General features: G+C 50.6%; 12 protein-coding genes. 2 read left to right on the plus strand and 10 right to left on the minus strand.

Annotation, left to right across the window (positions count from 1 at the left end):
- Nucleotides 1-63: 63 nt before the first annotated feature.
- From QZT18_RS18145 to QZT18_RS18190, 10 genes are all read right to left on the minus strand, one after another.
- On the minus strand, nt 64-777 hold the full coding sequence (locus tag QZT18_RS18145) for a SigB/SigF/SigG family RNA polymerase sigma factor (RefSeq protein WP_125139946.1): 714 nt from the start codon (nt 775-777) through the stop codon (nt 64-66).
- Nucleotides 778-781: 4 nt separating this feature from the next.
- Nucleotides 782-1,189 carry an anti-sigma F factor gene (gene spoIIAB, locus QZT18_RS18150; RefSeq protein WP_366925922.1) on the minus strand — a complete coding sequence of 136 codons (408 nt, stop codon included), beginning with the start codon at nt 1,187-1,189 and terminating at the stop codon, nt 782-784.
- Between the two features lie 100 nt (nt 1,190-1,289).
- The gene (locus QZT18_RS18155; RefSeq protein WP_294150137.1) at nt 1,290-1,631 is read right to left on the minus strand and encodes an STAS domain-containing protein; all 342 of its coding nucleotides are present in this window, start codon (nt 1,629-1,631) and stop codon (nt 1,290-1,292) included.
- Between the two features lie 259 nt (nt 1,632-1,890).
- Entirely contained in the window at nt 1,891-3,456 is a 1,566-nt protein-coding gene (locus tag QZT18_RS18160) for a tetratricopeptide repeat protein (RefSeq protein WP_294150139.1), read from the minus strand.
- A 9-nt stretch (nt 3,457-3,465) separates the two neighbouring features.
- The gene (locus tag QZT18_RS18165) at nt 3,466-3,621 is read right to left on the minus strand and encodes a hypothetical protein (RefSeq protein WP_294150141.1); all 156 of its coding nucleotides are present in this window, start codon (nt 3,619-3,621) and stop codon (nt 3,466-3,468) included.
- Nucleotides 3,618-4,994: a folylpolyglutamate synthase/dihydrofolate synthase family protein gene (locus QZT18_RS18170; RefSeq protein WP_294150143.1), complete on the minus strand. Its 1,377-nt coding sequence runs from the start codon at nt 4,992-4,994 to the stop codon at nt 3,618-3,620. Before QZT18_RS18170 ends, QZT18_RS18165 begins: the two co-directional genes overlap by 4 nt.
- Nucleotides 4,995-5,252: 258 nt before the next feature.
- On the minus strand, nt 5,253-7,988 hold the full coding sequence (locus QZT18_RS18175) for a hypothetical protein (protein WP_294150145.1): 2,736 nt from the start codon (nt 7,986-7,988) through the stop codon (nt 5,253-5,255).
- 5 nt (nt 7,989-7,993) lie between these two features.
- Nucleotides 7,994-10,219: an RND family transporter gene (locus QZT18_RS18180; protein WP_294150148.1), complete on the minus strand. Its 2,226-nt coding sequence runs from the start codon at nt 10,217-10,219 to the stop codon at nt 7,994-7,996.
- A 19-nt stretch (nt 10,220-10,238) separates the two neighbouring features.
- Nucleotides 10,239-11,177: a cell surface protein gene (locus QZT18_RS18185; RefSeq protein ID WP_294150150.1), complete on the minus strand. Its 939-nt coding sequence runs from the start codon at nt 11,175-11,177 to the stop codon at nt 10,239-10,241.
- A 130-nt stretch (nt 11,178-11,307) separates the two neighbouring features.
- Complete coding sequence (locus tag QZT18_RS18190) at nt 11,308-11,949, minus strand: AAA family ATPase (RefSeq protein WP_294150152.1); 642 nt, start codon at nt 11,947-11,949, stop codon at nt 11,308-11,310.
- Nucleotides 11,950-12,285: 336 nt separating this feature from the next.
- Between QZT18_RS18190 and QZT18_RS18195 the strand changes: the two genes are divergently transcribed.
- Together QZT18_RS18195 and QZT18_RS18200 are read left to right on the plus strand one after the other, a co-directional pair.
- Nucleotides 12,286-12,879 carry a TetR/AcrR family transcriptional regulator gene (locus tag QZT18_RS18195; protein WP_294150154.1) on the plus strand — a complete coding sequence of 198 codons (594 nt, stop codon included), beginning with the start codon at nt 12,286-12,288 and terminating at the stop codon, nt 12,877-12,879.
- A 287-nt stretch (nt 12,880-13,166) separates the two neighbouring features.
- Nucleotides 13,167-14,534 (plus strand): acetyl-CoA hydrolase/transferase C-terminal domain-containing protein, encoded by a 1,368-nt coding sequence (locus tag QZT18_RS18200; protein ID WP_366925920.1) that lies wholly within the window; start codon nt 13,167-13,169, stop codon nt 14,532-14,534.
- Nucleotides 14,535-14,538 lie beyond the last annotated feature (4 nt).

A 14,538-nucleotide genomic window follows, 5' to 3' on the forward strand; every position in this document is an offset into this window, starting at 1 on the left:
TCCAACCCACTCCCCCGTCCGCCGTCTTACAGAGGCGTCCTCGCATCTCAACTAACTTCATATTCATAACTTCTCCCTCATCTCCTTCAGTATCTTCCGCTCCATCCGCGATACCTGAACCTGGGAAATTCCGAGGATTTCCGCTATCTGCGTCTGGGTCTGGTTGTAAAAATATCTTCTCACGATGATTTCACGCTGCTTTTTTTCTAGGGATTTTAAGAGTTCTCCCAACACCATGCGGTCTAAGAGCATCTCGTTTTCTTCCCGCTCTTCGGCCACCTTGTCGATCAGGGACAGGGTGTTGTCCTCGCCCGATCCGGATGGAGCATAGAGGGATTCGACCTGGCATCCGGCTTCCAGGGATGCCGCCACCTCCTCTTTGCTGGCCCCGAGGGCGTCGGAAATTTCCTCCAGGGTCGGTTCCCGGCCCAGGGAGCCGGACAGGCTCTCCCGCACTACGCTGACCTTAATCCCCAGTTCCTTGATAGAACGGCTGACCTTGATCATGCCGTCGTCCCGGAGAAAACGTTTAATCTCCCCGGTGATCATCGGAACCGCATAAGTAGAAAAACGCACCTCATAGGAAGTGTCGAATTTATCAATCGCCTTGATAAGCCCGATGCTCCCTATCTGAAACAAATCTTCTGTCTCACATCCTCTTCCCGTAAAGCGTCTGACAATACTCCAGACAAGCCCTACGTTGTCCATTACCAGCCGTTCTCTGGCTGCTTTATCCCCGTTGTGAGCCATCTCGATTAGTTTCATGGTCTCATCCATAGAGTCACCTGCCGATTTTCTTTTTCATTTTTACCATAGTTCCCCGGCCTGGTTCCGACTCTACTTCCACCCGATCCATGAATGCCTCCATAAAGGAAAATCCCATTCCGGACCGTTCTCCGCTGGTATCGCTGGTATACATGGGTTCCATTGCTTTTTCAATGTTGTCGATACCCCTGCCCTCGTCCCTGATCCAGACTGAAAGTTCGTCCTCCTCGATGCCGGTTTCTATGTAAATGATTCCTTCCCCGTTTCCGTATCCATGAATCACGCAGTTCGTCACCGCCTCCGACACGGCGGTTTTTACATCGTTGATCTCCTCCAGGGTCGGGTCCATGCGGCTCATAAATACGGCCACGGTCACCCGGGCGAATTCCTCATTCTCCGACCGGCTTTCGATCTGCATTTTCATCCATTCTTTTCTGAGCGCTTTTTTTGTTTCCTGTTCCTTTATTTCCATATTTTCCTGAATCTCCTGCACGTTTTGTCCCGTCTTCACGTTATTCTCCTCCCTATCCATTAATTGCGTCTTCCCTTGTATCACATTTTTTTACCAGCCGCATAATTCCTCCGATTGTCAGGATCCTTGTAATTCTAGGGCCTGCCCCATAAATCCTCACCGTTCCCCGGCTGCCTTCCATCTGCTTATACCGGCTCAAAAGGACGCCAATCCCTGAACTGTCCATAAATTCCGTCTGCGAGAAATCAAAAACAATTTTATTAATATAATTCTCCTCCATCAGAAGATCCGTTTCATATTTCAGATTACGGCAGTTGTGGTGATCAAGTTCCTTGGGCAGATGGATGATAAGCGCCTGGCCATCCGCCTCATAGGTAAAAAGTTCATTCTGCATTTTTATGCTCCTTTCGACTGCTTAAATGATATAGAGTCTGGCTCGCCGGACTCTTGCGCCGGGCGCGGCCGCATAGCGGCACATTACATCTTCGCGCGGGTGCGTATCCTGCCCGGATGGCTTTTTATATCATAGGAACACATTCCTATGATATAAAAAAAGACACTACGGGCGTAATTTCTTATCTTCCGTAGTGTCTTTCTATTGTTCTTATTTATATGATTTGTTTTAATCCTGTTCCAACCGGGTCCTGGTCTTTTTAATCCTGGCCCTCACCGGCAGCGCTGCTCTCGTCGCCGGCCCCGCCGTTACCCGGGGCTTCTGTACCGGCCTGTGTTTCTCCGGCATTGCCGGCCGCTGTTTCCGGCTGTGTTTCGGGAACGGTTGTTCCGGCTCCGCCCGCAGCGGCTCCTCCGGCATTTCCTCCTGCTGTTCCGCCTGTTCCCTGCGGTTGTGTGGCAGCCGGCGTCTGGTTCGGCGCGGTCTGTCCCGGCGCTCCCGCCGCCTCACTCTGGGGAGCCAGTTCGGCAAGCTGGGTTCTCGCCTTGCCTGCGTATTCCGAATCCGCAAACTGGGTCACAATCTGGGTGAACAGCTGGATGGCCGTCTCGGCCTGTCCCTGGGAACGGTTGATCATACCCATGTTAAAAATAACCTTTGGGTTGTCCGGCCTGATGTTCAGACAGGTCTGATAGTAATTCAGGGCCTCGCTCATTCTTCCGGCCGACCACATCGTATAGGCCAGATCCTCCAGCGTCTGGTAGCCGTTTGTCTCAATATCCTGCTTGATTGAATTGGCAATGGCAAGATCCGTCTCGTCCGTAAACAGGGCCGGGTTAAATCCGGCATAGAGGGAAACCGCCTCGGTCAGATTGCTGCTTCTGTAGGCCTGCAGAATTTTCACCAGAATACTGTACTGATTCACAACGCTCTCATTGCTGTTCAAGAAGTTATTAAGCTGTTCTTCCGCCGAATCCTTATCGCTTTTATAGGTCACAATGCTGTTATTTAAGTTTGTTATCTCCTCGTTCTTCTGGTTTAACTGCTCATTATACTGAAGAATCTCCTGGTTGTGCTCGTTGTTCAGTTTTTTTGCAGCCGCCGGCATTACGAGGAAAAAGATTACGGCCGCTCCCAGAAGGAGCCCGGCCCCAATGTTGAGGACGGACTGCCATCCCGTATTTTCTTTATAGCTGGGCGGAATGATGACATCGTCATCCTGCATCTGCCTGTGGGAAAATGCATTCTTAATTTTCCTGCGCTCTATCTCGGCCTTGCCTGTCCTTGCCTTGACAATAGACATGTACCACGATGCCTTGGGGTTATTCTTGTCAATCTTTAACACCTTGTAGAGCGACTTGCCCGCTTTTGTATAATCCTCATGGCTGATATAGAGAAGAGCCAGGAGCAGATGGGCTTTGACGAACCGGGAATTGGCCTCAACGACGCGTGTTAACTGCAGCACGGCAAGATCGTCGCTGCCGCTCTGCGCCTGTAAAAGCGCCTGATTATATTTCTTCACATTCTGGCTAGCCAGTTCAAGGCGTTCCGGCTTCCGCTGTATCTGATCAAGATAATAGTCCGCCCTGTTGTCATTCTCCTGGAAATTCATGCTGATAACCCACTGCACAAGCGCTTCCGATACTTCGCCCATCTCGTAGTAGATTAAGCCCAGCAGATTTCTTGCTTCAATATGGTATTTATTCAGGTTCAGGCACTTTTGCAGATACTGCACCGCGCCTGTTAAATCCCTTTTTCCCGCCAGTTCCAGACCTGCATTATAAAAGCTGTTGGAAACCAGGCGGATTTTTTTCATCTGATCCATTCTTACCGCCTATTCTTTCATTCTCTTTAAAAGTTCTATCATAATATCGGACATATCTGTTAAATCACTTTTTACAATTGCCTCGCCGATATCTTCCACTTCAAGGCTGGGTTTAAAACGCTCTATCTCATCATCAAAATCAATTGTTAACGCTTCGTCACTCATGCTTCATTCCTCCTCAGCACATCTTTTATTTCTCCGATTAAGTAAAGAGAACCTGCACAGAAAACGGTGTCTTCCTGTTTTTTCTCCCTTACCGCTTCTTTAAGCGCCTCCGCTACCGTCGGTATTACGCGGATGTCATGGCCGCTTTCTTTGCCGGTTCCGCCCGCGGATTGCGTCCGGCCCAGCAGTCTGTCCACTTTCTTCCATGCGTCATGGGCGGCCTCGTCCAGCTTTCTGATATCCAGACCGCGTCCATACTCGATCTGGGTCAGGATCAGCACGTCCGGCATAAATTCCCGGCAGAGGATCTCGGCCATCTCACGGTACTCTTTGTCTGAAACCACGGCAAACATCAGGATTCTTCTGCCGCCTCCGCGCTTTGCCGCAATCGCCCTGGCCGCTTTGGCAAACTCCCGGATTCCTCCTTCGTTGTGGGCTCCGTCGAGATATACATTTTCCATTATCTGTTCCATGCGTCCCGGCCATACGGCATGTCCGATGCCCCGGCTAATGACTTCCGCGTCAATTCCGAGAATCTCGGCCGTCCTGAAGGCCAGCATGGAATTAACCGCCTGGTATTCCGCCGCAAACGGGATCTCAAGGAGATGTTCTCTGTCTCCTTCCGCCTGCTTTGCCGTCAGTTTCAGATGGCCGCCGTCAAGCTCCAGGCCGCTGTAGGACGTATTGTCCACCGGCCAGGCCCTGCTGCCCATCTCCTCCGCTTTGGCTCTTATCACTGCCGACGCCTCCGCCGACGTGTTATCGTATATTACGGGGACACCCGGTTTGATGATTCCGGCCTTTTCTCCGGCAATCTTCTCCACCGTGTCTCCCAGGTATTCCATGTGATCCAGGCTGATCGACGTAATCACGGTTGCCAGGGGATGCTCCACACAGTTTGTGGCATCCAGCCGGCCGCCAAGCCCGGTTTCCAACACTACGTAATCGCAGGGGGACTTCTTCACCATCACCATAAACATCAAAAACAGGAACTCAAAGTAGGACGGATGGCCCGCTCCAATCTTCTCAAACTCCTCCTGTGCGTCCCGGACTTTCCGGTATGCATATAAGAACAGTTCGTCGTCCACATCTTTGCCGTTGAAGGCAAATCTCTCCGTGATAGAAAGCAGGTGCGGCGATGTAAATACGGCCGCCGTATGTCCGGCCTCCCTGAAAACGGAGGAGAGAAAAGCGCAGACGGAACCTTTTCCATTCGTTCCGGCTATATGCACAATCTTCATGTCATCCTGGGGACTTCCCAGAATTCCCAGCATTTCCCTGACCATCTCAACAGTATGCTTCTCTTTGGAAAACTTCGGTATCTGATCCAGATATTCCGCCGCCTCATTGACAGCTATATTCCGTTCCTTCATCCTATTTACCATCTTTCTGCCAGAAAGGCCTTTATCTTGATGCGGCAAAGCCGCCCGTACTTGGAACAAAGAATCCCGCTCGCGGGATAATTACATTTTACTTTACTATTATAATATACATCCGTTTTTATGCAAGGAGTTTATTTCGGTATTTTTTTTGAAATATCGACATATGTATATCGGTTAGGCCATTGCAAATTCCGCCGATTAAAGCAGCAGGAGGCATCCGTTTTCCGGCTGCCCCCTGCGCATTTTCTATTATCTGTTTGTAAAAATATCGATCACCGCGTGGAATATCTTTGTAATCACTCTCCACATCCTGGTGAACGGGCCTGCCTCCTCATTTTCCGCATCTTCCATATCGGAAATGTCGGTGGCCTCGTCGTCATCGCTTATTTCGTCCGTCCTGAGTATAATCTGCAGACTGTGGGGCGACGGGTTTTTAGAGGATGTAAAGGAAATTTTGTCGGCCTCCGGATCCATGTTCAGGAAGTTATTTTCATCCTCGTACTTATCCAGTTGTTCATCCAGGGTATCCTTCATTCCCTCGCTGGCCGTTCTCACCGATGTGATGCTGTCGAGCGTGGTCAGGCTCTTATCCAACAGCCCCTGAAGACCTTCCAGGCTGTTCTTTGTGCCTGCGTCCAGAGAATCGCCTGCTGCTATCATCGTAGAGTTGACAAGGCTCAGCATATCATGTGTGCTGCCCATTGCCCTGGTCAGACGGTTCATCAGTTCCTGCGTATCCGAAAGCGCATCCAGCATGGAAGGAACATAGCTGTCCGTGGTGTCGATCAGGACTCTGGTGTCGTCCAACAGATTAATCAGTTCATCCGTAACGCTTCTGAGAGCCGATACGGTGGATGCGGTCTTGGAACCGACATTTCCCACATCACTGCACACGGCGTTAATCTTTCCAATTACCTGGCCCGCCGACTGCTGCACTGCAGTGCCGTCGCCAATCATGGCCTGGATTTTTTGAAGAATGGCTCCAACCTCGGCCGGATAAGACGTTCCCGAAAGCGACTGGAGAACTTCCTCCACATTATCTGCATAAGGATCCAGTTCTTCGCTCCACGTCTCAAAATCATCGTCACTGACACCGCCGCTTCCCGGAAGGCCGGAAGGCCCGCCCGAAAGTGCATTCATATCCGCTTCCGTTCCAAAAGCGCGGATATCTGCTGCCGCGCCAAAGGCCTGAATGTCTGCGTCCCCGCCGGAACCGGCTTCCGGAGTTTTGGTATCTTTGGCATCGGCTGCATCAGCAGAATTGGAATGATCGGATGCTCCAGATTTGTCGGATGCGTCTGCGTTATTAGCAGAACCGGAGTTATCCGCAGCACCGGAACTGTCGGCTGTACCTGCCTTATCGGCAGATCCGGCGTTATCCGCAGCACCGGAACTGTCGGTTGTACCTGCATTATTGGCAGATCCGGCGTTATCCGCAGCACCGGCCTTGTCGGCTGTACCTGCATTATTGGCAGATCCGGAGTCGTCCGCAGCACCGGCCTTGTCGGCTGTACCTGCATTTTCAGCGGAACCGGTATTCTCCACCGCACCGGAATTGTTGACGGAGCCGGAATTATCGGCTGTATCTGCATTGTTGGCGGAACCTGTGTTCTCCGCAGAGCCGTCACTGTCGTCCGTACCGGAATTTCCCGCAGCGCCGGTACTGTCAGAAGCGGCCTCCGCCTTTTTCTTTCTGTTATAACGGAAGGAATCCGCCGATTCCAGGCTTTCTTCCAGCTCCTTAAGATCTGCGGCCGCCAGATTGTAAGCGCCTCCGCTTCCTCCAAGCTGGCCGCCCAGAATTTCCAGTATCTGCTGGATTTCCGCCGTCTGCTGGCTGATTGCGTCCGCCAGCTGCTTCTGCTCTTCCGGCGTAATTCCCTGGCTGATTCGGTCCGACATGGAGTTTAGCGAGCTCTTAAGCCCGCCCAGACGGTCGTACAGACGGTCCAGTTCATCCTGGGTGTCTTCCATTGTATTATAAATGGCATCCATATTTGCATTAATATCGGTTACTGCGCTTCTGGCCGTTTCCAGGTATGGAATCACCTTCGACGTCTGTTCCGTCACCGAGGCCAAATCATTCAGCGCCTGGGTGGAAAGGGCCTCAATCTGCTTTCTGTTTCCGTTTATCTGGCTTCTGGCATTGTCGAGGGAATTCAGTCCGCCCCTGACCTGGGTTACATCGGTCTTCATGGCTTCCATGGAACGCAGCAGCTCATTCATGCTGTCGTACATTTGATCCCCGTCCTCGCGCCAGGTATCCTTGGCCTCTTTTAAATCCTTGATGTTATTAAGCGCATCTACCGTGCCCGGAACCATCATCATGACAACGCCCACGCTCTCATAATCGTCGGTTCCGATACGCACCGTGTAGTCTCCGTCTTCGCCCGGCAGCGCGGCAAACATAACCACGGTATTATTGCCGACTGACTGGAGCTGGGAACCCGGTGCATCCACACTGTAGCATTTTTCCATATCGACCGGAAACACCACGGTCAGCACCATGTTGTTTTTATAATAGGCTCTGGCATTTTTGTTGGCAAATGCCTTCACATTGATCTCCACCAGTCCCGATGCCCCGGCCAGTTTGGAGGCTTCGGCCTCCACCCCGTTTAATTTATAGGAAATGTCAAAGGTCCACGGCAGATCCACCGAGCCCTCCGGCATGGTACACTGGTAATAAAACCGTTTATTCCCTTCCGGAAGCTGCCAGGTGACGCTGCCGTCCCCGAGCTTTGGTTCCGTCTTATCCGTCATATTGACAACCTTGTCATAAACGCCGTAATCCGTGTACTGCTCCACACCGTTTGTGCTGCAGCCCTTCACGACGTTGACCGTGGTTGTTTTTCCGTAGTAATCCATATTGACATACATTGTCTCATCGACCTGAACCCGGGGAGCCGCCGCCCTGACCGGTGACGCCACACTCATGGAAAGCGTGACCGCCACCATCAATACTGCTGTTTTTCTTCTATGTCTCATGACTTTCAGGCCTCCTTACCATCTTTATCATCACTGTCATTTTTCCGGGTTTTCGTCACTTTTCCCGCCAGCATTTTAAGCCGCTCACGCCGTCTTTTCCGTCTGCGTTCAAAGAATTTCCTGATTCTTTCAAACTCATTGTCCATCAGGACGTGGTCAAACAGAACGAGGAACGCCGGCATCAGGGTGCATACAAGAATCATACTCATCCATGCGCCTCTTCCTATCAGGTGCCCCAGATCGCCGATGGCAGCTACGGATGAAATATTATAGAGGATATATCCCACAATCGTCAGGATGGAACCGGACGTTAGAATGGCGGGTATACTCCTGTTCAGCGCCTGAATGGCCGCTTCCTTTTTCTCCGCCTCTTTTCTGCATTCCAGGTAGTTGTTGGTCGTCAGAATCGCGTAGTCGACCGTGGCCCCCAACTGGATGCAGCTTACGATGATATATCCCATGAAAATCATCGTATCTCCCTTAATATAAGGAACCGCCATATTGATGAAAATAGCCACCTCAATGGGTATCATGATAATAACCGGAATGACAACCGATTTAAAACTGAACATTACGACAAAGAAAACACCCAGCAGGGACAATACATTGACTCTGCTGTAATCCTTTGTAATTGTCGTCTCAATATCCTGTGTCGATGGAGTCGTTCCCACCAGATAGGAATCTTCCGGGTAATATTTCTTGAGCAGAACCTGGATTTCGTCGGAGCACTGGTAGGCCAGTTTGCTCTCCCCCTTACTTCTGACATAAATCAGGATTCTGGAATAGTCGTTCTTATGTAACTGCTCCGTGATGCTCGCGGGAAGGAATTCTTCCGGCACGCCGTCCGGGAGGGAACCGGCCATAGAGGTCACGGATTTTGTATAAGGCAGCGCTTCCACATCGTCGGTAAACGCTTTTTCATCGATTAGCGAGGTATTCGGCACCAGCGCCATCATCATATTGCTGCGCCCGAATTTCGAATTGATCAGCTGTTCATCGTCGTATACCTTGGTACCCTCGCTGGCGCCTACGGCGTCGTTGCCGAACAGGAAGCTGTTCATATTCTGGGCCGTGTAGGCAGGGATGACGAAGACCGCCACAAAGATCAGGACTCCGTACCGTATGCGGTAAATCCCGCGGCTGAGTTTATCAAAACCCGGCATAAAGGAACGGTGGCCGGTCTTCTCAATCATCGGCGTCAGCCTCAGAATCATGGCCGGCATGAAGAATACGACGGTCAGGAGGCTGAAGACGATTCCCTTCGCCAGTACAATACCCATATCAAAGCCGATGTTGAACTTCATAAAGGTCAGTACGATAAATCCCACGATGGTTGTAAGGCTGCTGGCGAAAATGGAGTTCAGCGCTTCGTTGATGGCATTGGTCAGGGCCTCCATCTGATCGAGCCCCTTATTTTTCTCCCTGGTAAATGCATGGATCAGGAAGATTGAATAGTCCATGGAAACCGCCAGCTGCAAGACGGCCGACACGCTGTTTGTCAGGAATGATATCTCTCCCAGAAAAATATTGGTACCCTTGTTAATCAGAATCGCCACTCCCATGACAATCAGATACAGCACCGGCTCAAACCAGGAGTTCGTGGTCAGGCACAGGATAATGAAAATCATCAGCACGCCCAGCGAGAGAATCATCTTCATCTCCCTCGTCACGTTCTCGGCAAGCGACTTGTTCTGTACCGCCATGCCTACATAATGGCCCTTTTCCCCTGTTATTTCTTTCATTGCGTCGATGGCCTTCGACGTTTTGCGGTTGGTGTCTCCCTTTTCAAATACGATATCCATGACCGCCGAACCGTCTTTGTAATAATCATCAATACTGTTGAAATTAATAAAGGCGTCTGCGGAAAAGACGTCGGTGCCGGTGTCCAGCCACATAATCTGATCGACCCCGTCCACCTTTTCCAGCTTATCCTTGTACTGCTTTGCCTCATAAAGCGTCACGTCATCTATCATGACTCTTCCTGTTCCCGGATATCCGAACTTTTCCTCCATCAGATCCAGGCCGGCTTTGGACTGGACCGTCTTCGGAAGATACCTGGTCAGGTCATAATTGATATTGACAAAGGGCGCAGCCAGTATGGAAAGAAGCACCGCCACCACAAATACAATCTCTATCAGCCGGCTTCTCTCGATGATAAATACAGGAAGAGAGAAGGAGCCCTTTTTTTCTTCAAGCTGTTTTCTTTTATCATGTAAAAATTTCAGTCTCATGTTTACCTGCTCCTGTCTGTCACCTCATGAAAACGACCATAAAATAATCTTTTCCATTGACCTTTTCGTGGGCAATTCCCATCTCTTTATAGTAGACGGCCCGGTCAGACCTCTTCTTTTCGTTGCTGTCATGGCTTCTCAAAAGTTTTTCTTCCGCCGCATCGGCTCCGTCGCAGTTCATCAGATAAACTTCCATAATCCGTCTGCCGCTGTTATATCCGATCGATTTCAGATAATCCGTCAGAGTTCCCTCATCCGGTATCTTCCCGCTTCCATAGCCCTTCGTCCTTGCCATGGCGAGACGGTGCTCCGCAATCTCCTGGAGCTTCCCGTTTATAATGTAACTCGCATCCTTGTCGTAATTCTTTTTATCGTCCTCATAGTAGTCCTCTTCCTCATCGCCTTCGAACGAATCCTCTTTCAGCTCATTTAAATTATCCGAAAGCGCCTGAAGTTCGGTATTGTAAAAGGCCACCGGATAGGCTCCGCCGCCCGTGTTCTTCTCTTTTCTGGCGCTTGAAAAACTTCCGTCCGCATTAAATGTGTACTGTGTATCGTCCTTTCTGAGCGTGCTGTTCTGCATCGTGCCGTTGTCGCGGAAATAGTAATGTTTTCCGTCAATGCTCTTCCAGCCCGTAGCCATCACTCCCTCCTCATCCAGGTAATACCAGGCGTCGCCTTCCATAATCCAGCCGGTCTGCCTGAATCCGTCGTCTCCGATTCTGTACCAGTTTCCGTCGGACTGAATCCAGCCCGGAGCCGCTGCCGCGCCGTCCTGCGTTATGTACATCCACCGACCCTCGCCGTTCTGCTGAAAGCTTCCGCCATCCGCCAGCGCAGGCATTGCGGTTCCAAGGGTGAACGCCAGACAGAAAGCCGCTCCTGCAAACATCTTTCTTTTCTTTATATTCCCTGAATCAGTCTGATTTTTATGATTAAAAGTCCTGTTCTTATCCATCTGCTCTCCCACTCTTTCTGCATCGCTGCCGCGGCCCGCCTTATCCGGCCGCATCGTGTCATGAATGCCATACCGTAAATTCTGCTAAATTATAGTATGCGGCTTCTATCCTCTGCCGTTCTAATGTTTTTTACTTCGCCGGGGAAGAAAATTTTTCTTCCTCCCATGAGGCCTTTCTTTCCTCCACCAGGGCCCGGATCATGGCCGCTACTTCCCTTTCCGAAAAGTGGCTGCTGTCGATCATCAGGTCGTAGCTGCTTCTGTCTCCCCATTTCTTCTTTGCATAATAGTTGTAATAATTCCGTCTTATTTTGTCCGCCTGACGGACCAGATAGAGAGCCTCCTCTTCATCGGTCTCATAACGTTTTTTTACTTCCTCAACCCGGGATTGAAGCGGAGCGTAAATAAACACGGATACCAGCCCGTCACAATCCTCCAGCACCTTATCCGCACAGCGGCCCACAATGACACAGGAGCCTTTGTCCGCATATTTTTTTATCAGCCCGGACTGTATCGCAAAGAGTGTGTCATTCATCGGTTTTCCATAACCCGTAAACGGATTCGCCCTGGCAGGCACCTTGAACAGAAAGCGGTTGGCCTTCATCTCGTCGGCGTCCTCCAGCTCCCTTGTCTCAATTCCGCTGCAGCAGGCCGCCTCCTCTATTAAATGTCTGTCATAGCACGGAATCTCCAGTTCTTCCGCCAGCAGCTCCCCGATCCGTCTTCCGCCGCTGCCGAATTCCCTTCCTATGGAAATAACGATTTTTTTCATCTTTGTTCCTCCTAAGCAACATCAAATATGATAATTGACATTTGTTTATTTCTAAGCTATAATGCATTATACTAACTCATGAGGATTTATACAATAATCATTTTTTTACGCTTGATCTATTAACCGACATTTTTAACAAATATGTTCATTATCAATGATTTTTGTGCAAATTAGACAAAAAGAGACAGTTGTTAAGATGCCGTTAAGAAGTATTATATAAAGAAGGCGAGAACGGTCCGGAGGACAATCATACGCGGGGTAGTTTCATGTTTTCGGTTCTATCCGTATGAAAATTCCGCGGTGAATATACCGGACGTGCGCAAAAGGAGAAACGTCATGAAAGAAGAAAAAAAAGAGGAGAACGTTGACCGGCGAATCAGGAAGACCCGCCGCATGTTGAGAGAATGCCTGACCTCCCTGCTCAAAGAGAAACGGGTCCAGGATATTACGGTAAGAGAAATCGCCGATATGGCGGACATCAACCGCGGAACATTTTATCTGCACTATAAAGATGTATTCGATCTGATGGAACAGATTGAAAATGAACTGCTGAAAGAGCTTGAGGATATGCTGAACCATCACCAGGCCCAGGATCTCCTGTCCCGGCCTTCCCTGATCTTTGCGGAACTCTACCCCCTCGTACAGGAGAATGCGGATATTGTTTCGATTCTGATTGGAGAAAACGGGGATCTGAATTTTGTAAACCGTCTTAAACATATCGTGCGTGAGAAATGCCTCAACGACTGGAAGGCCCTGAAGTCTCTGCGCAACTCCGATGCCTTCGATGCATACTATTCCTTTATCGTGTCGGGCTGTATTGGAATGGTCCAGTACTGGCTGGGCACCGGCATGAAGGAGACCGCCGAGGAGCTTGCTTTTATGACGGAAGAAGTGATTCTGAATGGGATACGCGTGCTGGAGAAGGACTGATAATACGGGCTTCACCGGATGGATTGTCACTGTCCACACCGCATTGCGCTGTGAACAATAACACGCTTCGCGATGCACAGAAATGGCAAAGAACGCCATTTTGCGAGGTATTTCCGTACATCTTCCGCGCATCGTTTCATATCTTGAAAAAAATACGGTTCTAAGTTATAATATACGGGCGGCATTTTTATACCCGCAGCGCCAGCCGCAAAGCTTTTTGCGGACTGGCATTTTTATATCACAGAAAACCGCTATGATACAAAAAGCCCTCCGGGCAGGATGCGCAAATGAATTGCATCACACGCAAAAGAGACAGGGAAGGAAAACAGACTATGTTAAATGATTACAGGAACAAATTTGTAACTCCGGAAGCTGCCGCGGCGAAAGCGGTCCGCTCCGGTGATTGGGTGGATTACGGTTTCGGCGCCGGATTTCCGGAGCTTTTAGACAGGGCGCTGGCCGGACGGAAAGAAGAATTAAAGGATGTGAAGATCCGCGGCGGTCTGGTAATCCGTCCCCGCATTGAGGCCGTGGAATGCGATCCGGAACAAAGTGCATTTACCTATTACAGCTGGCACATCGGCGATTATGAAAGAAAGCTTCAGAGCCGCGGTTTATGCCGTTTTATCCCAATGATCCTGCGTTCGCTGCCCGAGCTTTACCGCAATCACATCCGCGTCGACGTGGCCTTCGTGCCTGTTTCAACGCCCGATGACAACGGTTACTGCGGACTTGGCGTTTCTAACTATGCCTGGCGGACTATTTTTGAGAAAGCCCGGACCGTCGTGTTTGAGATTAACGAACATCTTCCGAGACTCCAGGGTGTGGACGGCTCCCACCGTGTCCATCTGTCCGAAGCGGACTTTATCGTCGAGGGAGAACACGAGCCCCTTCCCCTGCGTACCTACCGGGAACCGTCTCCCACCGATATTGAAATCGCCAGACATGTCGTAAACGAAATTCCGGACGGAGCCGTTCTCTCGCTCGGCGTCGGCGGTGTGCCGTTTACCGTTGCCAGGATGCTCGCCGAATCGGATCTGAAGGATCTGGGCTGCCATACGGGAACCATCAGCGACGCCTTTCTGGCGCTGTACAAAGCCGGTAAGCTGACCAATAAGAGAAAAGAATTTGACGCGGGCTACTCTACCTGGAATCTTGCCATGGGGTCACAGGAACTCTATAACTGGCTTGATGAGGAACCGGAGCTCTTTCACCCGGGCGACGTGGACTACGTCCATTCCCCTGAGCGCATCAGCCGGATGAAGAATGTAATCAGCATCAACGGCGGCGTGGAACTCGACCTGATGGGCCAGGAAAATGCGGAATCTGCGGGAAGCCGCCAGCTCTCCGGCACAGGCGGGCAGCTTGATTTCCTGGAAGGCGCTTTCCGCTCCGAAGGCGGCAAGGGATTCATCTGTCTTGCCTCCACGCATAAAAAGAAGGACGGGACCCTCAAATCCAATATCGTCCCCTTCGTTCCCGGCGGCAGCGTGGTGTCGGCGCCCCGAAGCATGATTCAGTACGTGGCGACGGAATACGGCGTGGCAAAGCTGTCCGGCCTATCTCTGCGGGAGCGGGCCGAGGCAATGACCGCGATAGCGCATCCCGATTTCAGGGAAGAACTTATGAAGTATGCAAGAGAGAATTTTTTGTAACAGA

It is taken from the genome of uncultured Clostridium sp. (assembly GCF_900547735.1).
Classification (GTDB): domain Bacteria; phylum Bacillota; class Clostridia; order Lachnospirales; family Lachnospiraceae; genus Otoolea.